Raw genomic sequence first — 18,543 nt, 5'->3', positions numbered from 1 at the left:
GGCCCGGACGGCGCAGGCACCGAACACGTACAGCAACGGATGGAAACGGGTCACCGTGCGGAAGCTGGGACGGGCCGGCACCGAAGTCAGCGCTTACCGCCTGGGCATCATGGTGTTCGGCTATATGGAGCCGATCTCCGAGGCTGGACAGAAACTCCGCAGTCGCCACCAGGCGAAAGTCGCGCACTCGCAGGACGTCGAACACGGCTGTCCCTCCCCCATGTCCCGGCATCTGCCGCGAACGGGGAGTCCGGCAGCACATCAGTCGGCACTCTCCATATGAGAGTGCTAAACCGTGGGCATCAGCCGTCGTTGCTGGCACACAAGGGCGTGTCGTCAGCACTCCCGTGACGGCTACGACCGCTGACGGAGCTGTGCCGGCTGTTCGCGGCGATGGAAGCCCTCACGCAGACGGGACCGGAGTCTCCGGCGGTGCGGGAAGCGTCCGTCCCAGGCGGGCGAGTGGGGACAGCGCCATCAGTGCCGGCGACAGCACCATGCCCGCGGCTGTCACCAGGAGGCTGGTGCGCGTCCCCCACACTTCCGCGAGAAAGCCGCCGAGCAGCGAGCCGAGCGGGGTCATCCCCATGCCGACAAAGTTGATCGTCGCGGCCGCGCGGCCTTGCATCCCGTCCAGAGTGACGGTCTGCCGGATGGCCATGACCGTGACATTCACCAGCTGACCGCAGGTCCCGAACACGAAGTTGACCACAAGCAGCGCGGGAACCGTCACCACGGAGGAGCCGTGCAGGGCAGGCACGAACAGGAACACACCGTCGCCGAATGCTGCCGCGGACACGAGCACAGCGCCATACCCGAAGCGGCTCGGCAGGCGGGCGGCCAGCAGCGAGCCCAGGAGCGCGCCCGGCCCCGTCGCCGCGAGTGCCAGCCCGACGACGGTGCCTGACAGGTGCAGGTCCCGTGGCAGGAACAGCAGATAGACGGTCATCACCGCCGCGAAGAAGAACTGGAAGGCGGCTGATGCGAGGCACACAGTCCGCAGCAACGTGTCGCCGGCGACAAAGCGGAGGCCCTCATGGATCCGCCGCCAGACCCGAGGAGGACGTCCCGAGCGTTCCGGGATGGACTCGCGGCGGCCGATCCGTCGGATCGACAGGAACGACAGCACGAAAAACACTGCGCTGGATGCGGCAGTGATCGGTGCCGACAGCACAGACACCAACGCACCGCCGAGGGCGGGACCGCCGATCTGCGCAGCGGACCGGCTGCCCTCGAGCGCGCTGTTGCCCCGTACCAACTCTTCGCGTTTCACCAGCCGTACCAAGGACGCCTGGTATGCCACGTCGAAGAACACGGACAGAGCCCCGACAGCGAAGGCGACCACAAGCAGCGCCGCCAGGCCGAGCCCACCGAGGAGGCCGGCCACGGCGGCGGCGCCCAGTACCAGGGCCCGACCGGCGTCCGTCAGCACCATCAGCGTGCGGGTCCGCCACCTGTCCACCCACGCGCCGGCAAAGAGCGACAGCAGCAGAATCGGCGCCTGCCCCACCGCGCGCAGGGCGCCCAACTGGCCGGCACCGGCGTTGAGCGTCAGTACGGCGAAGAGCGGCAGAACCACCAGACTTGCATGTTCGCCCAGTTGGGAGGCCGTCTGGCCCACCCAGAGCCTACGGAAGTCCACGTCCCGCCACAGGCTTGAGGGAACGGGTCGACCGGAATCGGATGCGGCGGAGGAAGAGGACGGCACAGAAACCCCTCGGATGACCGAAGACGAGACCCGCCAACCGGCGCACGACAGGTGCACCGACCATTTCAGGAAGCGGGAAAGGAAGGTTCGCCATGCCGCGCATCAAGGGCAGCACGCGATGACAGGCCGCTCACGGCCTCAGACGTCAACGCGTGCTCGAACGACCGGGCATTTCTTCGCTCCTCGTGAGTCACTCGTTACGCGGACACTAGCTCCCGCTCGGCGGGGCACGAAAGGCAATTAACGGCCGGGCAGACGGCGCGAGAACTCCGGCTGTTCGCACCGGGTCACGAGGGTGGGCGGCTGAGCTGGCCGCTCGGGCCCCGGAGGCCGCAAGTGCGTCAGCTCATCGCCGTCGAGGGCTGCTTGGTGGTCGACGCGGCAGGGTGCGGTCCGCCCGGCAGGTCTCCTCGGTGCGAGCGTCCTGCCAGACACAGGGTCTGCCCGGTGACGCTTGGCGGTGTGCTCGGCGCCGGTCATCTGGGCGAGGACCGGTCCGCGCATCACCGGCTCGGCGTGTTCCTGAAGTGTTTCGGTGGTGAACGTCTCGTGGTCGGTCAGCACCCGCTTCACGTGTTGGTAGCGGGGGAGGAAGTAACTGTTGACCGCCGGCTCGTAGTGCACCGGCGCCTGCTCCCTCAGCCTAGCGAAGGAGCGATAGGGGTCGGCGGCGAAGTCCTCCGGCAGGACGCTGAAGCGCGGATTGGCCGCGGGCACGGGGGAAAGCCTCTCAGAGCGCGGGGACGCAGCAGAAGTTGGGGCTGTAGGGTGCGGCGTCAGCGATCTCCTTATTTCCCTTCGGCATCCTCGTTGCCACGGCCCCGGCGTGGCAGTCATTGGCAGTCATCGCCGGCGGCCACGGGTCTGCGCGCCCTGCTGAGGAAGCGGGCTCGGGCGACGGGGCGGGTACCGAGTGGTCGCCTCCCACTGGCCGAAAGCAGCGAATGCCACGGCCGGGGCCGCCGCGCACCCCGCGACGCAGCCGAGGCGGCCTGCCATCAGGCCCCCCCGGCCCACGGCCCCGCCCGTCACGGGACAGCGCCGACGGCCGCCAACGCCCCGCATATCCTGCCCCGCTCGGCCAATGGTGGCTCGCGCGGCTCCTCGTTCCGGTTGGCGGCCCGCCCGAGTCGTCCCGGCTGCGGGCAATAGGTGGCCCACGCCAAGGCATCGCTCGCCGGGCGAAGCGAGTTGACTGGTCTAAACCCTTGACTGGTACAGACCAAAGCGGTTGAGTGTGCCTCCACACCCCCCACCACGGCCGCGCCCACGCCGTGGCCGGTCCGACCGGCACGTGCGCACAAGGCCCGGCTTCGCGCTGCCCTTGTCCGGGTGCGGCCGTGTTCCGCAAAGGAGTTGATCCTGTGTCTAGGCGCCGTATCTCCGCCGTGGTCACCGCACTCGTCCTCGGTAGCACCGTGCCGGTCCTGCTGCCGGCCGCAAACGCGTCCGCCGCCGCGTGTTCGAGCTACCCGAACTGGGTCGCCGGAAGGTCGTACACCACCGGCGACATCGTGCGTTACACCGACGGCAAGACCTACATCGCCGAACACGACAACCCGGGCTACGACCCGACCATCAGCACCTGGTACTGGGATCCCTACGCCTGCGACGGCGGCTCCGGGACCCCCGTCGGCACCTTCGTGGTGAGCGAGGCCCAGTTCAACCAGATGTTCCCGAACCGGAATTCTTTCTACACGTACAGCGGCCTCACCGCCGCTCTCAGCGCCTACCCCGCCTTCGCGAACACCGGCAGCGACACGGTCAGGAAGCAGGAGGCCGCGGCTTTCCTCGCCAACGTCAGCCACGAGACCGGCGGTCTGGTGTACGTGGTCGAACAGAACACGGCCAACTACCCGCACTACTGCGACTGGAGCCAGCCATACGGCTGCCCGGCCGGCCAGGCGGCCTACTACGGGCGCGGCCCCATCCAGCTCAGCTGGAACTTCAACTACAAGGCCGCGGGCGACGCGCTCGGCATCGACCTCCTCAACAACCCGTGGCTGGTGCAGAACGACGCCGCCGTAGCCTGGAAGACGGCCCTTTGGTACTGGAACACCCAGACCGGGCCCGGCACCATGACACCCCACAACGCCATGGTCAACAGCGCCGGCTTCGGCCAGACGATCCGCAGCATCAACGGCTCCCTCGAATGCGACGGCAAGAACCCGGCGCAGGTGCAGAGCCGCGTGGACGCTTACCAGCGGTTCACTCAGATCCTCGGGACGTCACCCGGCGGCAATCTCTACTGCTGACCGCCGTACAGGAGTTGGCGAAGTGAGTGCGTCGGCTCATCAAGCGTGTACCGCTCGCCGCCTATGACCTCGGAAACGATCAGCGCGTACACCGCGGGCACCTGGCGACTCGGCACCAGCCCGTCCGCCGCACCGGCTTCGGCGCGGTGCGGCTGACGGGCCGCGTCCGTCTTCCACCCCGGCACCCCTGCTGACAGGGAGCGTTCGATCGCCGACCGCGCCCGCCTTTCTCGTGGGCGCCGCACAGAGCCCGGCTCACAGTGGAACGCGGTGAACCTCGCGCGGCGGACGGCAGCATGTGCTCCCCACCCGCGGGTATGAAAGTGCGTGCGGCGACGGACGGGTCGTAGTACTCCTGGACGGTCCTGGATCCGTGTCTGTTTCTCATCCGGAGTCGTCGATGGCCGTTCGCCGCGTCATGCCCATCATTCAGTCAGAAGCTGCGAAGGAGAGCCGGGAGTTCTATGGCCTGCTGGGCTTCGAGGAAGTCATGAATCTCGGCTGGATCATGACGCTTGCCTCGCCGTCCAGTCCGGCGGCGCAGGTCAGCGTGATGACCGGCGACAAGACCGCCCCAGTCACCCCCGACATGAGCGTCGAGGTCGACGACGTGGATGCGGCTTACGCGGTCATGCGGGACAGTGGCGCGGAGATCGTTCACCCACTGCGGGACGAGGAGTGGGGCGTACGGCGGTTCTTCGTCCGCGACCCCAACGGCCGCGTGGTCAACGTTCTGAGCCACCGCTGACGCTTCCCGCGGCACGTGGACGGTGCTGGTCACAGCCACTCGTTCAGCACTGTGACCAGTACGGTCGCCTCATGACGAACGGCAAGGTTGTCGTACGTCATGGCCGGGAATGCCTGCTCCCCGCACCGCGGGGATGGTCCCTGCGTCAGCGCCTCTCGCGGACGGCCTCGGCCGTGCTCCCCGCACCCGCGGGTGTGGTCCCGCGGTGATCCGCGCCCTGCGGTCGCATCCCACCTGCGCCCCGTCTCCGTAGGGCTGGCCCCGTGGCCGTTGCTATCGTCGGTGGGCCTCGTCGGCCGCGTTCTGCGCGCCGACAGGGCCGAACCACCAGTCATAGGCGGCACCCAAGTCGCCGCTGTGCTGCTCAGGCAGCAGACGGAAGAACTTCCAGCAGTACCCGTAGGGGTCCACGCATTCGCAGTACCGTTCACCCCACGGGGCGTCAACTGGATCCACAGTGATCTGGCAGCCCGCCGACCGGCAGTAGTGCGCGACGGCATCCACGTCATCGACTTCCAGACCGATCACCACGCCCAGCCCGCGTGGTCCCGTCTTCGTCTGCTGTTCGCGCTCGCTCTCCGGAAACGGCAGACCCGTCAGAGCGTCCACGAGCAACTGCAGGTCTCCACGTCGCAGGATCGCCATGACCGTCTGGCCGTCGGGCCCCGGCACAGAACCGACCTGCTCGAAAGCCAGTCCCCGGTACAACGCGGCAGCCGCAGTTACATCCGCGACTCGAAGGCCTAAACGAAGGGGAGCCTCCCCACCCATGCTTCCCCTCCACACCGACGTCGACTCACAACCGGCTGACCACCACGATCTGCCAGAGGCTCTCATGTTCTCAGCAACGCGCCGACCGTCAACCGGACTGTATGCAGAGTGACTTCGTCTACTTCCTCACCGCCGCCGCGTCCCCGGCCGACGCCGGCTGCGCGCTCCGGGCGGCCTGCTCAGGCTGCGCCGGCGGCACAGCCCGAAGGTGCTGGGCGGCCTCCGCGGCGGTGTAGGAGGAGGCGAAGGTGAACGCGCGCGGGGACGGCCCGTGCGCCCGTAGGTCCGCCAGCCGCTCCAGGGCCTCCGCCGTGGTCGGGAGGTGACCGGCGGGGACCCACCAGAGCACGAGGTGGGCCTCGACATGCCGCTCGAACCATTCGCGGCGCCGCCGCATCACCTCCAGGTGCCCGCTGCGGTAGGTGAAGTCCCACAGCGCCTCCTGGCTCTCCCACACCGTCAGGTTGACGATGACGTCCTCGCCCGCCGGGCGCAGGGCGGTGGCGTCGGCCGCCCCCTCCTCCACGAGCCGCCATACGAAGCCGGGCGCGCCGTCGGCGGCGGCGTTGACCGGGTCGAGCATCTCGACGAACGGTGTCGTGCGCGGGTCGTCGAGGGGGTGACGGAGCCTGGCGACGTTGAGCTGGGCAAGGTGAGCGCCATGCGCGAATGCGGTCATGGCCTCATCTCAGCACGGGCGGTTTTTCTATGTCAATCAATATTGTTTTTAGAAGCCTCGATCACCACGCAGCACTCGCCCGGCCGGGCGTCCATGCGGGCGTGGACGGGACCGTCCGTGCCGAGCAGCCCCTCCAGCAGCGCGAGGTTCATGCCGCAGACGAGCGGCGGGAAGCGTTCGGCGACAGCATGGAAGGGGCAGTTGCGCATACGGACGACGCGCGCGGCCGCCCCGGTCGTCCCCCCGGCGCCTTCTGCGCCCTGGACGCCCGCGGAGTCTTGGGTGTCGTCGGCGTCTTCGGCGTCTTCGGCGTCTTCCAGGTGCGGTTCGTAGCCGCGGGCGGCCAGCATCTTCATGGCCTCCTCAAGGCCGCCGCAGGGCGCCGCCGAGCCGCGCAGGGCCTCGCCCCGACGGCGCGCGGCCGCGCAGAGTCCGGCGTCCAGCCCGGCCTGCTCGGCGGCCTCGGCGAGCAGCTCGGCGGCGGTGCGGTAGTCGCGGGCGGGCAGCGACACGGCCCGCTCGGTCCGCGCCCGCGTGTACACCTTGGCGGGACGACCCGCCCCCGGCCCCGAGCGGCCCGTCAGGCGGCGACTGCCGCTCTCCAGCAGCCCGGCCCCGGCCAGCCTGTCCAGATGGTGCGCCGCGAGCGTGCGCGCCACCCCGATCGCCTCGGCGGCCTCGTTGCGGCCGACCTCGCGGCCCTGCGCCGCCACGTACTCATACAGGCGACGCCGCACCGGATCCTGCAACGTCGCAATCGCGTCGATGTCCTCCACCCCACCATTCTAGGAACAACACACGTTGGAGATAGAAGAGCCGGACGCGGCCCCGGCGAGTGCTTCCCGGGGAACACCTCCGGCCGCACCCCGCCCCTTCGTCGAAGACCCCGCCCCGTCAGTCCCCGCCGCTCCCGTACGGCCTGGTCAGAATCTCCAGGTTGTGTCCGTTCGGGTCGTCGAAGTACACCCCGCGGCCGCCGTCGTTGTGGTTGATCTCGCCGGGGCGGTGGTGATACGGGTCTGCCCAGTAGGTCATGTCCGCCTCGCGGACACGGGCGAAGATCGCGTCGAAGTCGTCCTCGGAAACGAGGAACGCATAGTGCTGCGGGGTGATCGAACCGGCCGTGTCCGCGTAGTCGAGCGTCACGCCGTTCGGTATCTGCACCGGGACGAACGGACCATACTGCGGTGCCACCTCCAAGCCCAGCAGGTCGGCGAGGAACCGTGCGGACGCCGTCTTGTCGTGCGCGGCGACGATCGTGTGGTTGAGCTCAACCGCCATCGGTCGGCCTCCTTCCCCTTGGCTGCCAGAACCACTTTCCACGCTAACAACCGCCCGGAGCGGCGCCATCCGACTCTGGTCCCGTCCTGCTCCGACCTTCGACCGAGACCGAGTGTCCTCGGTGCCCTGCATCGCGTGTCCCTGCCCCGCATGCGTCCCGCGCCCGGGCCTCCGGACTGCTACGAGGAGTCACCCGCCGTAGCCAGGCCCTCCGGTTCAGGTTGCGTCCTGAGAAGTGGTGTACCGGTTCCCACCTGATCCGGGCGTTTGCCCCGGCGTCGGAGTGAGCGTCCGGATACAAGAACGGCCACCGGCTGATCTTCGAGATGTCGAAGGCTCGAAAGAGATCAGCACGATGACCGCACCAGACGGTTTGCCCCTGCACGCCCTCGCGGAGCCGAATACGGGCAGGTCAGCAACGAGAGGGTCAACCACCGCAACGGATATCGCCCACGCGAGTGAGACACCCGGGCCGGCACCGTCGAACTCGCCATCCCCAAGCTCAGGTCCGGGAGTTACTTCCCGCACTGGCTCCTGGAACGACGGCGCCGTGCCGAGCAGGCCCTGATCTCGGTGGTTGCCACCGCCCCAGAAGGTCCGCGAGGGCGGCCGCATCATCAACGTTCATGCGCTGATCGCGGTCGGCGTCAACGCCGACGGGCACCGCGAAATCCTCGGCCTCGACGTCGCCACAGCCGAGGACGGCGCCGGCTGGCTGGCATTACTGCGCTCAGTTGTTCATGGTCGCCGCGCACTCGTCTCCGGCGGCTGGGCCGACCTGGCACTGATCGACGATCAGGACGACTGCTTCGCTGTCGGCGAGGTCAATCATCACGCACTGTTCCGCCGGGTGGCCGCCGTCGTGCGCCACGGCGGCGCGGGCACCACGACGACGGCCGCCCTGGCCGGTGCGCCCCAGGTGGTGCTGCCCCAGATGGCTGACCAGCCGTACTGGGCCGGCCGCGTGGCCGACCTGGGCATCGGCGCGGCACACGAGGGTCCGACTCCGACCTTCGAGTCCCTGACGGCCGCACTCAAGACGGCCATGACCCCGACGCCGTCGGTCAGGAAAGGCCGCCCGTGTCCGCGTGAACCACACGGGCTCGTAGAACCGGGAAAGTACGACGCCGGGCCGCACCGCCGACTCGGTACGCCCGAAGAGACCGGCATGCGCCGAGGCGGCAGCCCGACGTCGTACTTTCCCGGCGAGCAACAGCACCGACCTGACCGTGCCGGCCTTCGCGTCGGGCTTCCGCGATGCGCGCATACCTCATGCGTGGCCGCGGAACTGGGCGCACTCGCGTGGAATATCGCCTGCCATGTCGTTTGAGGCAGTCGGCCTGAGGTGGTCTCGAACGACATGGCGACCCAGCAGGTCACAGTTGAACGATCACTGTGCTCGCTGTGACATCCGCCGTGGGCAGGCGCGCCGGCGGCGGCCTGCCCTGTGGTGCGCGTGCGCCGGGCGGGTGGTGGGTCAGTCGGGCAAGCGGTCGAGCAGCCAGTAGCACAGTTCCTCCGTGACGGCAGTGTGGTCCGTCGTAGTGGAGGAGCAGATGAAGTCGTCGACGTCGCTCTCGGACGGGTCGAGTCCGTCGATGTTGGCGTACAGGTCCTTCTGTACGTCGATGTCGCGGATCGAGACGGCGCTGACCGAGGGCACGAAGCAGACGCTCTCGTGCCGCAGGTCGACCTGGGCGCCGAACTTCTTCAGCGTGTCGGCGAGGATCCCGTAGGAGCGGAGGCTGCCGCCGGGCGCACCGTCGAGTTCCGGGAAGCCGGACGTCTTGATCGTCTTCTCGGCCTTGGGGAACCTACGCTTCAGCTCGGCGACGATGACCTCTCTGCCCTGGGCCTGGGTGTAGAAGGTGGTGCCGGGGTAGATCCGCTCGACCTTCAGCGCGGTCTCGCCGGGCGGGATGGGCATACCGGTGCCGTCGCCGCGGCCGTTGGCGAGCGCGAGGATGCGGGGGATGCGCGGCCAGTCGCCGAGCTCTGCCAGCCTCCGCAGGAACTCGGTGCGCTCCGGTGCGATCCCGATCTCGCCGCTCGTGGGGTCGTAGTGCCGCCAGAGCATCTGCCGGGCGGCCGGGCTGTTCATCTGCCGGGCGAAGTCGTTGGCGACCGGGATGAAGTGGGCGAACGCCTGGACGCCGACAGGGATGACGGCGCCGCGGTGCGGGGTGTCGTAGGAGAAGTACACGCGGACGCGGTGGTCCATCCGCTGCGTCTCCATACGGGCGAGGGCGTAGCGAGTGATCAGGCCGCCCATGCTGAAGCCGCCCACCGTCAGCCCGGCGCCTCCGAGCTGCTCGGCCACGGTCCGCATGATGCACGCGGTCGCCGCCTCGGCGTTGTCCAGGACGGAGGCACTGCGCTCCTCGAATCCGAGCAGGATGACGTCACGTCCCCGGCGGCGCAGCTCGCTCAGGAAGGGGTATCCGCTGTCGAGGCCGGCGTAGAGCCAGGTCAGGTCGCTCCTGCCGAGGTTGAAGCCGTCGGCCATGATCACCGGCCGGGTGATGCCCTGGTTGCGTTCGCCGTAGAAGACGTGGGCGAAGCCGTTCGGCAGCTGCCACTGCTCGTCCGGCTCCGGCACCGGGTACGGCAGCTGGACCGGGGGCGTGGAACTCAAGGGCGTGGGGAGGGTGAATGCTCCGACGCTCTGCTCGGCCTTCTCGTCCTGCTGTTCGGACACAGCCGATCTCCTTCCGGATCCGCGCAGGGCGCAGCAGCCCGGCGGACCCGGGCTGGATGGCTGCGGACAGTGCGAAGATCACGACCATCTTCAGCACACGCTCCGCCGCCTCTCCGTACGCCGCTCGCCGAGTCCCTCGTACGGAGGCAACCGGCGCGGCACACCCATGCCTCGGCCGGAGACGTTCACCGACCATCCTGCCGCCGAGGTGGGCGGCGGAGCCGAAATGGGACGGCTACCGCGCCCAGCTCGCCGTGCACGCGGACGGGCGGGTGCTGCTGTGCACGCGCCGCGGCACGTGGGAGGTGGGCCGACTGGCGTTCGAGCGGCTACAGCAGCGACTCGGGCGGCGTGGGGACGCCGCTGCCGGAGCGGCAAGGAAGTGGCCGACGGGCTTCGTGGCCTTCGACCTGCTGCATGCCGGCACCCGGCCTGACAAGCCGGCTCCGTACGTCCGGCGCGGCCCTCGAGGGCCTCTTCGTGGATCTCGGGTTGCAGGGCGCTGCCGCCGCCCCGGCCCCGGCCCAGGTCGCCAAGCTCACCCACGCCCAGCTCGGTCGCTGCTGAAGGAGGCAGGAGGCAGGCCTCCGGCGCGGCAACTCCCCCTCGTCGAACTGGCGATGGGCCGTCAGCGCATCGCCCTGCTGCGACAGCTCCATGCGGCTTGCGCCGGCGTCGACGACCTCACCACCGGGGCGGTGGAGTCTTTGGCCACACACCCGAACGCCGAGATCATCACCGGCTTCCCGAGGCGCGACTCGCTCATCGGCTCCCGGGTGCTCGCCGAGACGAGACCACAGCTCTCCCACCGCCTCAGCTCCCGCTCCCTGCCCTGCGGGCAGCCGTTTGAGACGTTCAGTCCGGCAGAGGACGCAGCCTGCCACTCCAACGCTCGTCGGCGACCTCCCAGGTGTTCGTCAGGCGGATACCGAAAGCCCGCTCCACCAGCCCGAGGACGCTGTGAAGGGGCGCAACCTGGCCAGGGACGAGCCCGAGGGGTCTCATGATCTCCTCGAGCCTTGTCGGCTCCTGCCCGGTCGGCTCGATCGCCTGGAGAGTGTGGAAGTCGACGATGATCTCGCCGCCCACCGCGTACTTGAACCAGTGCATCGGCTTCTCGTTGTAGTGCAGCGCGACGGCTTCGGTCCCCGCGGAGACGGCGCTCAAGATCCGCTCGTCGAGTCCGTGCATGCCGCCCTGGTCCCACGCCCACGTCCAGGAGCCGTCGACACCGGTGGTGACGACTGGTTCGTCATCGTCGAAGAGGTCGTCACCGAAGTCTTCCGACAGGTCTGTGCCGTCGCGAAGCGCCAGGGTCGTCAGGTCCACACTCATGCGGGCCAGCAGTTCCTCAGGGGGCAGATCCCGCACGAAGGTCAGTGTGTAGAAGGGAAAGTCCCCTTCTCGGAGTATGTCCAGGCCACGGGCCGCATCTGCACTCGTCATGCGACGGATGCTGCCACGCCCCACTGACACCCCGTCCCGGACCGGCCCTTCGCCTTCGATCGAGGCTTGCGCCATCACCGGGGACGGTCAGCCGAAGAGGGCGTGCCACAGTATTCGGATGAGATGTTCGGTGAGCTGGTCGGGCGGCATCGAGGCGAGGGGTTCGGTCCGCGCGACGTATCTGGTGAAGGCCACCCCGATCATCCGCGCTCCGACGAGTGCCACGCGGGCGTTCAAATCCTCGTCGGGCGTTGTGGGCTCGTCGGGCGAGAGTACGGACCGGTAGACGTCGGTGCTGTGCTCCGGCATCGCGGCCCGGAGATGAGCGGCGGCGCGTTCGTCGGATGCGGCACTGCGCAGCAGGGCGAACAACGGGGCGTTGGCGACGTCCGTCTCCATCCACTGTACGAAGGCGTGCGCAAATCGGTCGGGCAGCGTCGCCGGGTCACCGGCTGCCACGCGGCCGAGATCGCCGACGCCACCGACTTCCTGCCCCGCAACACCGGCAGCAACGCAAACGACCTCCACATGGACGGCGGCACTGCTGGCCACCTGACTACGCCTGCCCCGGCACATCGGTCGTCCGGATTCACGATCCGCTCAAGAGCGGGCCGCCGGCCCGGGTGAAGAGAAGGGGAGAAGCGGGCGCGGGCGGCCGTCTCGGACCGGCTCCGCGGTGCGCGGAATCCCCCCGTCAGCGCGTCCGATGTAAGTAGGGTGATGCGCATGAAGGCACTTTTGTTGTCTGGTGGCTCAGGTACCCGTTTGCGCCCCATAACCCATACTTCGGCGAAGCAACTTGTACCGGTCGCGAACAAACCGGTGCTGTTCTATGGTCTGGAGGCGATCGCCGAGGCGGGCATCACCCAGGTCGGGATCATCGTCGGGGACACCGCCGAGGAGATCCGGGAGGCGGTCGCCGACGGCTCCGCGTTCGGTCTCGACGTCACCTACATTCCGCAGGCGGCGCCGCTGGGGCTGGCCCATGCGGTGCTGGTCGCCCGTGAGTTCCTGGGCGACGACGACTTCGTGATGTACCTCGGCGACAACTTCATCGTCGGTGGCATCACGGGTCTGGTGGACGCCTTCCGCAGCGAGCGGCCGGACGCCCAGATCCTGTTGACGAAGGTGCCGAACCCGACCGCGTTCGGCGTGGCCGAGCTGAACGCGGCGGGCCAGGTGATCGGCCTGGAGGAGAAACCCAGGCACCCCAAGAGCGAACTGGCACTGGTGGGCGTGTATCTGTTCAGCCCGGCGATCCATGAGGCCGTACGCGCGATCGAGCCGTCCCGGCGCGGCGAGCTGGAGATCACGGATGCCATCCAGTGGCTGATCGACGCCGGACGTGATGTGCGCTCCACGACGATCTCCGGGTACTGGAAGGACACCGGGAACGTCACCGACATGCTCGAGGTCAACCGCTCCGTGCTGGAGACCCTGGAGCGCCGGATCGACGGCACGGTCGACGACGACAGCGAGATCATCGGCCGGGTGCGGATCGAGCCCGGAGCGAAGGTGACCGGCAGCCGGATCGTCGGTCCGGTGGTCGTCGGCGCCAACACCGTGATCACCGACTCGTACGTCGGACCCTTCACCTCGATAGCCGGCGACTGCCGGATCGAGGACAGCGAGATCGAGTACTCGATCGTGCTGCGCGACTCCTCGATGAGCGGCGTCCGGCGGGTGGAGGCCTCCCTCATCGGCCGCAACGTCGAGGTCACTCCCGCGCCCCGCAAGCCCGCCGCCCACCGATTCGTCCTCGGCGACCACAGCAAGGTGCAGATCTCGTCATGACGACCAGAATTGTGGTGACCGGCGGTGCCGGTTTCATCGGCTCGCACTACGTCCGCACGCTGCTCGGCCCGGCCGGCCCGGGCGATGTGGCGGTCACGGTGCTGGACAAGCTCACTTATGCGGGCAATCCGGCCAACCTCGACGAGGTGCGCGATCACCCGGGATTCGCCTTCGTCAAGGGTGACATCTGTGACGCCGCGCTGGTTGACGAGCTTCTCGCCGAGCACGACCAGGTCGTCCACTTCGCCGCCGAATCGCATGTGGACCGCTCGATTCTGGGTGCCACCGAGTTCATCCGGACCAACGTCCTCGGCACCCAGACGCTGCTGGACGCGGCGCTGCGCCACCGAAGAACGAAGACTTTCGTGCACATCTCCACCGACGAGGTGTACGGCTCCATCGACTCCGGCTCCTGGCCGGAGACCGACCCCCTGCGCCCCAATTCCCCGTACGCCGCGTCCAAGGCGGCCGGCGATCTGATCGCCCTCTCCTACCACCGCACCCACGGCCTCGATGTGCGGGTGACCCGCTGCTCCAACAACTACGGGCACCACCACTTCCCCGAGAAGGTCATCCCGCTTTTCGTCACGAACCTGCTGGACGGCAAGAAGGTTCCGCTGTACGGCGACGGCGGCAACGTCCGCGACTGGCTGCACATCGACGACCACGTCCAGGGCATCGAACTGGTGCGCACGAAGGGGCGCGCCAGTGAGGTCTACAACATCGGCGGCGGTACCGAGTTGTCCAACAAGGAGCTGACCGTTCTGCTGCTGGAGGCCTGCGGCACGGACTGGGACGCCGGCGTCGAGTACGTCGCCGACCGCAAGGGCCACGACCGCCGCTACTCGGTGGACTGCGGCAAGGCACGTGCGGAGCTGGGCTACGAGCCGCGCAAGGACTTCGCCACCGGCCTTGCGGACACGGTCACTTGGTACCGCGAGAACCGCGCCTGGTGGGAGCCGCTGAAGGAGCGCGCGGCGCTCTGATGCGGCCCTCTTCCGACGACGGACAGAACGTCCCCGGCGCGAGGCGCCGGAGGCGGTGCTTCCGGCTCTGCTCGACGAGAGGAAAGGTTCAGCCCGATGAACTTCAAGGTACAGCCGACCGCCCAGGTCGACGAGACGGCCACGGTCGGTGACGGGACGACGGTCTGGGATCTGGCCCAGATACGGGAGGACGCCCGGCTGGGCAGCCGCTGCATCGTGGGCCGGGGTGCGTATGTCGGCCCGGGGGTGCGGATCGGCGACAACGTCAAGCTCCAGAACTACGCCTTGGTCTATGAACCCGCAGTGCTCGGTGACGGGGTGTTCGTCGGCCCGGCGGCGGTGCTCACCAACGACTACTTCCCTCGTTCGGTGGACCCGCAGGGCCGGCTGAAGCGCGGCGGCGACTGGGAGGCCGTGGCCGTGGTGGTGGCCGAGGGGGCGTCGCTGGGGGCCCGTTCGGTGTGTGTGGCACCGGTGCGCGTCGGGCGTTGGGCGCTGGTCGCGGCGGGTGCGGTGGTGACCCGGGACGTGCCGGACTTCGCGCTCGTGGCCGGTGTGCCGGCGCGCCGGATCGGCTGGGTGGGCCGGGCCGGCGTACGACTGGTCGAACGGGACGGCGAGCCGGGCACCTGGGAGTGCCCCGAGACCGGCGCGCTGTACGACGAGAAGGACGGGGAACTCGTCGAACACGCATGACAGCTGTTTCCAGCTGTTTCCCTCAAAAGGCAAATCTTCGAACATCGACAGGCATAACATGTGCGCGAACTGTGCGGACCCAGCACAATGAGCACACAAGCCAGTAGTGCCCAGGGGGGGTAACGGGGTTGGTGGGGCCACCTGTGCCAGTAGCCAGGAGCGACAACCGTTCCGCCGGCTGACGGCTGACGTCTGCCTTGTCTTACGCCGCCCGGCCATCAGCGCCGAGGCGCTTTCGAGTCTGCGCACAACGAAGACCCACAGGGGGGTTGGTGTGCCCAAACGATGACCACCACACGTCTGGCGGCGCTCGGTCATGAGGACCCGCCGTTGCTCGCACTCGTCCAACGACTCCTCGCGGTCGCCGAGTCGGGGCTTCCATCGATGCTGCTGCCAGGGGGCGAGGCCTTCGCCTTCACCATGGCCGGCCGGAAGGAGCCCGACGGCTCCTGGGCCCTGGAGCGCCGCGGGATCAGCACCCGGTACGCGGCCATCACCGTTCTGGGCGCCCGGCACCTCCCCGAGGACCGCCAACGCGCGGTGCTCGGCGGGCGTACGGCCCAGGAGTTCGCGGGGCTGCTGGTCGAGTCGCTGCCCGCGGTGACCAACCTCGGTGACGCGGCGCTCATCGCCTGGGCCGCCGCCGAGACCGAACACCCCAAGCTGTCCGACGCCCTCGCTCGGGTCGACGCGCTGGACGTGGAGGGCCGGCCTCAGTACACCGTCGAGGCCGCCTGGGTGCTGTCCGCCCTCGCGGCGGCTCGCTCCACGGTCGACGTGGAGAGACGTTTCACCACGGCTCGGGACCGTCTGCTGCGGGCCCGGATCGGCGACAGCCCGCTGTTCCCGCACGCCACCGCACCGGGCCTGGTGCCCTGGTACCGGGCGCATGTCAGCTGCTTCGCCGACCAGACCTACCCTCTCCAGGCCCTCGCCCGCGCCCACGCCTGCGGCGACGGGGACGGCGATCCGGAGGCGCTGGCCGCGTCGGAGGCCTGCGCGGCGCGCATCTGCGAACTACAGGGCGACGGCGGCCAGTGGTGGTGGCACTACGACGCGCGCACCGGCGGTGTGGTGGAGGGCTACCCGGTCTACAGCGTCCACCAGCACGCGATGGCGCCGACCGCCCTGTTCGACCTCACCGACGCCGGCGGCACCGATTTCGGCGCGGCGATCCGCAAGGGCCTGCGCTGGATGACGGACGTACCCGAACTGGCCGGCTCGGAGCACCGGGAGCCGATGATCCTCGACGAGCTCGGCGCCACCTGGCGCAAGGTCTACCGGGGCGACCCGAAGAAGGCCGTACGCGCCGCCCGGGGTCTGTCCTCCCGAGTGGTTCCGGGCCTGCGGCTGACGTCCCTGGACCGGGTGTACCGCCCGCTCGCCGTGGACCGCGAATGCCGGCCGTACGAGTTCGGCTGGATGCTCTACGCCTGGCAGGGGGGCCGGATATGAGCGGGAGACAGACACTGTTCGGAGTCGAGCTGGACCCGCTGACCATGGACGAGACCGTGGCGCGCTGCCTGGAGGCGGTGCGGGACGGCAGACAGCTGGAGATCGGCGTGGTCAACGCCGCGAAGCTGGTGAACATGCGGCGGGACCCGCGGCTCGCGCAGGCCGTGTCCGGCTGCGATCTGGTCCTCGCCGACGGGCAGGCCGTGGTGTGGGCCGGCCGGATGCTGCGCGCCCCGCTGCCGGAACGGGTGGCCGGGATCGACCTGTTCCTGCGGCTGCTGACCGAGGCGGAGGCCTCGGGCATCTCGGTGTACTTCCTCGGCGCCGAGCAGGAGGTGCTGGAGCGGATGCTGCTCCGGGTGGCCGACCGCTTCCCCGGCCTGAAGGTGGCCGGCAGGCGGAACGGCTACTTCGACGACTCCGAGCAGGAGGCGATCGCGGACGGCATCGCCCGCAGCGGCGCCCAGATGCTCTTCCTTGGCATGACCTCGCCGAAGAAGGAGATCTTCACGGCCGCTCACGGCGCCCACACCGGCGCCCGGGTCGTGCACGGGGTCGGCGGCTCCTTCGACATCCTGGCCGGCGTCACCAAGCGGGCCCCCAAGGCCTGGCAGCGGTGGGGCCTGGAGTGGCTCTACCGCGCGCTCCAGGAGCCGCGCCGCCTGGGCCGCCGCTACGTCACCACCAACGCCTCCTTCCTCCTCATGACGGCGCGCGAGCTCATCCGGCTCACCCCGTCGACCGCTCCAGCGAACAGGAGTCACTGATGCGCGTCGTCGTGGTCGGACAGGGATACGTCGGCCTGCCGCTGGCCATTCGCGCCGCCGAGGTCGGACACGAGGTGATCGGCTACGACGTCGACGCCCGGCGGATCAAGAGGCTCGCCGCCGGTGAGTCCTTCGTCGAGGACGTCTCCTCCGAGCGGATCCGCGCGGCGCTGGACAACGGCACCTACCGCCCCAGCGAGTCGGCCCGCGACTGCGGCGGTTTCGACGTCGCCGTGGTGACCGTCCCGACGCCGTTGCACGAGGGCACTCCCGACCTCCGCTACATCAAGGAGTCGGCGGTCGCCCTCGCCCGCTACCTGCGCCCCGGAGCCACGGTCGTCCTGGAGTCGACGACCTATCCCGGTACCACCCAGGAGCTGTTCGCCCCGATCCTGGAGGAGGGCTCGGGCCTGACCGCGGGCACCGACTTCCACCTCGGCTACAGTCCGGAGCGGATCGACCCCGGAAACGCCGTCTGGGGTTTCAAGGAGACCCCGAAGGTCGTCTCCGGTGTCGACGACGCCTCGCTCAAGGCCGTTCAGGGTTTCTACGCCCAACTCGTGGACACCACCGTGCCGGTGGGCTCGCCCAAGGAGGCCGAGCTCGCCAAGCTGCTGGAGAACACCTTCCGACATGTGAACATCGCGCTGGTCAACGAGATCGCGATGTTCGCCCACCACCTGGACATCGACGTCTGGCAGGCCATCGACGCCGCCTCCTCCAAGCCCTTCGGCTTCATGAAGTTCACGCCCGGACCGGGCGTCGGCGGCCACTGCCTGCCGATCGACCCCTCGTACCTGTCCTGGCGGGTGCAGCGCGAACTCGGGCAGAGCTTCCGCTTCGTGGAGCTGGCCAATGACATCAACAGTCACATGCCCGAGTACGTGACGCGCCGGATCAGCGAGCTGTTCAACGACAGACGCCGTTCCGTGAACGGCTCGCGGATCCTGCTGCTCGGTCTGGCGTACAAGAAGAACACCGGCGACGCCCGCGAGTCGCCCGCCCTGCGCATCTCCCAGCTGCTGCTCGACATGGGGGCCCAGGTCAGGGCGGCGGACCCGCACGTCGTCGAGAGCCTGCCGGTGGACACCCGGCTGGTGCGGGTCGAACCGACGCCACAGGAGCTGGCGGAGGCCGACGTGGTGGTCCTGCTCACGGACCACGACGGCTTCGACTACGAACTCATCGCCGAACACGCCCCCTTCGTCCTGGACTGCCGCCGACGGCTGCCGTCCGGACCCACGATCGAGGTGCTCTGA

Annotated in this window: 19 protein-coding genes and 2 pseudogenes; 12 read left to right on the top strand and 9 right to left on the bottom strand. The window is 69.0% G+C overall.

Annotation, left to right across the window (positions count from 1 at the left end):
* On the top strand, positions 1-283 hold a 283-nt coding region (locus ACWGJM_RS46375), incomplete at its 5' end, for a hypothetical protein (protein WP_453417825.1).
* Between the two features lie 120 nt (positions 284-403).
* Here the strand turns inward: ACWGJM_RS46375 and ACWGJM_RS46370 are convergent.
* The gene (locus ACWGJM_RS46370) at positions 404-1,708 is read right to left on the bottom strand and encodes an MFS transporter (RefSeq protein ID WP_453417824.1); all 1,305 of its coding nucleotides are present in this window, start codon (positions 1,706-1,708) and stop codon (positions 404-406) included.
* A 240-nt stretch (positions 1,709-1,948) separates the two neighbouring features.
* Positions 1,949-2,425 carry a hypothetical protein gene (locus tag ACWGJM_RS46365; protein WP_453417823.1) on the bottom strand — a complete coding sequence of 159 codons (477 nt, stop codon included), beginning with the start codon at positions 2,423-2,425 and terminating at the stop codon, positions 1,949-1,951.
* A 647-nt stretch (positions 2,426-3,072) separates the two neighbouring features.
* On the opposite strand from ACWGJM_RS46365, the gene ACWGJM_RS46360 reads away from it, so the two are divergent.
* Both ACWGJM_RS46360 and ACWGJM_RS46355 read left to right on the top strand, forming a co-directional pair.
* The gene (locus ACWGJM_RS46360) at positions 3,073-3,963 is read left to right on the top strand and encodes a glycoside hydrolase family 19 protein (RefSeq protein ID WP_453417822.1); all 891 of its coding nucleotides are present in this window, start codon (positions 3,073-3,075) and stop codon (positions 3,961-3,963) included.
* 400 nt (positions 3,964-4,363) lie between these two features.
* On the top strand, positions 4,364-4,711 hold the full coding sequence (locus ACWGJM_RS46355) for a VOC family protein (protein WP_453417821.1): 348 nt from the start codon (positions 4,364-4,366) through the stop codon (positions 4,709-4,711).
* Between the two features lie 273 nt (positions 4,712-4,984).
* Here ACWGJM_RS46355 and ACWGJM_RS46350 read toward each other — a convergent pair whose 3' ends face one another.
* The 4 genes from ACWGJM_RS46350 to ACWGJM_RS46335 form a co-directional block, all read right to left on the bottom strand.
* On the bottom strand, positions 4,985-5,482 hold the full coding sequence (locus tag ACWGJM_RS46350) for a VOC family protein (protein WP_453417820.1): 498 nt from the start codon (positions 5,480-5,482) through the stop codon (positions 4,985-4,987).
* A gap of 118 nt (positions 5,483-5,600) precedes the next feature.
* Positions 5,601-6,161, bottom strand: a complete 561-nt coding sequence (locus ACWGJM_RS46345) for a DUF3291 domain-containing protein (protein WP_453417819.1) — start codon at positions 6,159-6,161, stop codon at positions 5,601-5,603.
* A gap of 32 nt (positions 6,162-6,193) precedes the next feature.
* On the bottom strand, positions 6,194-6,937 hold the full coding sequence (locus tag ACWGJM_RS46340; RefSeq protein WP_453417818.1) for a helix-turn-helix transcriptional regulator: 744 nt from the start codon (positions 6,935-6,937) through the stop codon (positions 6,194-6,196).
* 118 nt (positions 6,938-7,055) lie between these two features.
* Positions 7,056-7,442 (bottom strand): VOC family protein, encoded by a 387-nt coding sequence (locus ACWGJM_RS46335; protein WP_453417817.1) that lies wholly within the window; start codon positions 7,440-7,442, stop codon positions 7,056-7,058.
* A gap of 393 nt (positions 7,443-7,835) precedes the next feature.
* On the opposite strand from ACWGJM_RS46335, the pseudogene ACWGJM_RS46330 reads away from it, so the two are divergent.
* A pseudogene (locus tag ACWGJM_RS46330) lies at positions 7,836-8,178 on the top strand (transposase); the annotation flags it as partial.
* Between the two features lie 6 nt (positions 8,179-8,184).
* Positions 8,185-8,511, top strand: a pseudogene (locus ACWGJM_RS46325) (glycosyltransferase); the annotation flags it as partial.
* Between the two features lie 408 nt (positions 8,512-8,919).
* On the opposite strand, the gene ACWGJM_RS46320 reads toward ACWGJM_RS46325, so the two are convergent.
* Positions 8,920-10,140 carry an esterase/lipase family protein gene (locus tag ACWGJM_RS46320; protein ID WP_453417816.1) on the bottom strand — a complete coding sequence of 407 codons (1,221 nt, stop codon included), beginning with the start codon at positions 10,138-10,140 and terminating at the stop codon, positions 8,920-8,922.
* Positions 10,141-10,557: 417 nt separating this feature from the next.
* On the opposite strand from ACWGJM_RS46320, the gene ACWGJM_RS46315 reads away from it, so the two are divergent.
* Complete coding sequence (locus tag ACWGJM_RS46315) at positions 10,558-10,707, top strand: hypothetical protein (protein WP_453417815.1); 150 nt, start codon at positions 10,558-10,560, stop codon at positions 10,705-10,707.
* A 288-nt stretch (positions 10,708-10,995) separates the two neighbouring features.
* On the opposite strand, the gene ACWGJM_RS46310 is transcribed toward ACWGJM_RS46315, so the two are convergent.
* Both ACWGJM_RS46310 and ACWGJM_RS46305 read right to left on the bottom strand, forming a co-directional pair.
* On the bottom strand, positions 10,996-11,586 hold the full coding sequence (locus tag ACWGJM_RS46310) for a DUF6461 domain-containing protein (protein ID WP_453417814.1): 591 nt from the start codon (positions 11,584-11,586) through the stop codon (positions 10,996-10,998).
* Positions 11,587-11,673: 87 nt separating this feature from the next.
* Positions 11,674-12,045, bottom strand: a complete 372-nt coding sequence (locus ACWGJM_RS46305) for a TetR/AcrR family transcriptional regulator (protein WP_453417813.1) — start codon at positions 12,043-12,045, stop codon at positions 11,674-11,676.
* 267 nt (positions 12,046-12,312) lie between these two features.
* On the opposite strand from ACWGJM_RS46305, the gene ACWGJM_RS46300 reads away from it, so the two are divergent.
* The 6 genes from ACWGJM_RS46300 (at position 12,313) to ACWGJM_RS46275 (ending at position 18,543) form a co-directional block, all read left to right on the top strand.
* Entirely contained in the window at positions 12,313-13,380 is a 1,068-nt protein-coding gene (locus ACWGJM_RS46300; RefSeq protein ID WP_453417812.1) for a glucose-1-phosphate thymidylyltransferase, read from the top strand.
* Positions 13,377-14,366, top strand: a complete 990-nt coding sequence (gene rfbB / locus ACWGJM_RS46295) for a dTDP-glucose 4,6-dehydratase (protein WP_453417811.1) — start codon at positions 13,377-13,379, stop codon at positions 14,364-14,366. Before ACWGJM_RS46300 ends, rfbB begins: the two co-directional genes overlap by 4 nt.
* 96 nt (positions 14,367-14,462) lie before the next feature.
* A complete protein-coding gene (locus tag ACWGJM_RS46290; RefSeq protein ID WP_453417810.1) occupies positions 14,463-15,062 on the top strand; it encodes an acyltransferase in 600 nt (199 codons plus the stop codon).
* A 285-nt stretch (positions 15,063-15,347) separates the two neighbouring features.
* The gene (locus tag ACWGJM_RS46285; RefSeq protein ID WP_453417809.1) at positions 15,348-16,517 is read left to right on the top strand and encodes a hypothetical protein; all 1,170 of its coding nucleotides are present in this window, start codon (positions 15,348-15,350) and stop codon (positions 16,515-16,517) included.
* Positions 16,514-17,284, top strand: a complete 771-nt coding sequence (locus ACWGJM_RS46280; RefSeq protein ID WP_453417808.1) for a WecB/TagA/CpsF family glycosyltransferase — start codon at positions 16,514-16,516, stop codon at positions 17,282-17,284. The genes ACWGJM_RS46285 and ACWGJM_RS46280 overlap by 4 nt, the downstream gene beginning before the upstream one ends.
* Complete coding sequence (locus ACWGJM_RS46275) at positions 17,284-18,543, top strand: nucleotide sugar dehydrogenase (protein ID WP_453417807.1); 1,260 nt, start codon at positions 17,284-17,286, stop codon at positions 18,541-18,543. Before ACWGJM_RS46280 ends, ACWGJM_RS46275 begins: the two co-directional genes overlap by 1 nt.

This window comes from Streptomyces sp. NPDC054834, from assembly GCF_053611185.1.
The sequence above is the reverse complement of the archived record's forward strand: the minus strand, read 5'-3'. Positions and strand labels throughout refer to the sequence as shown.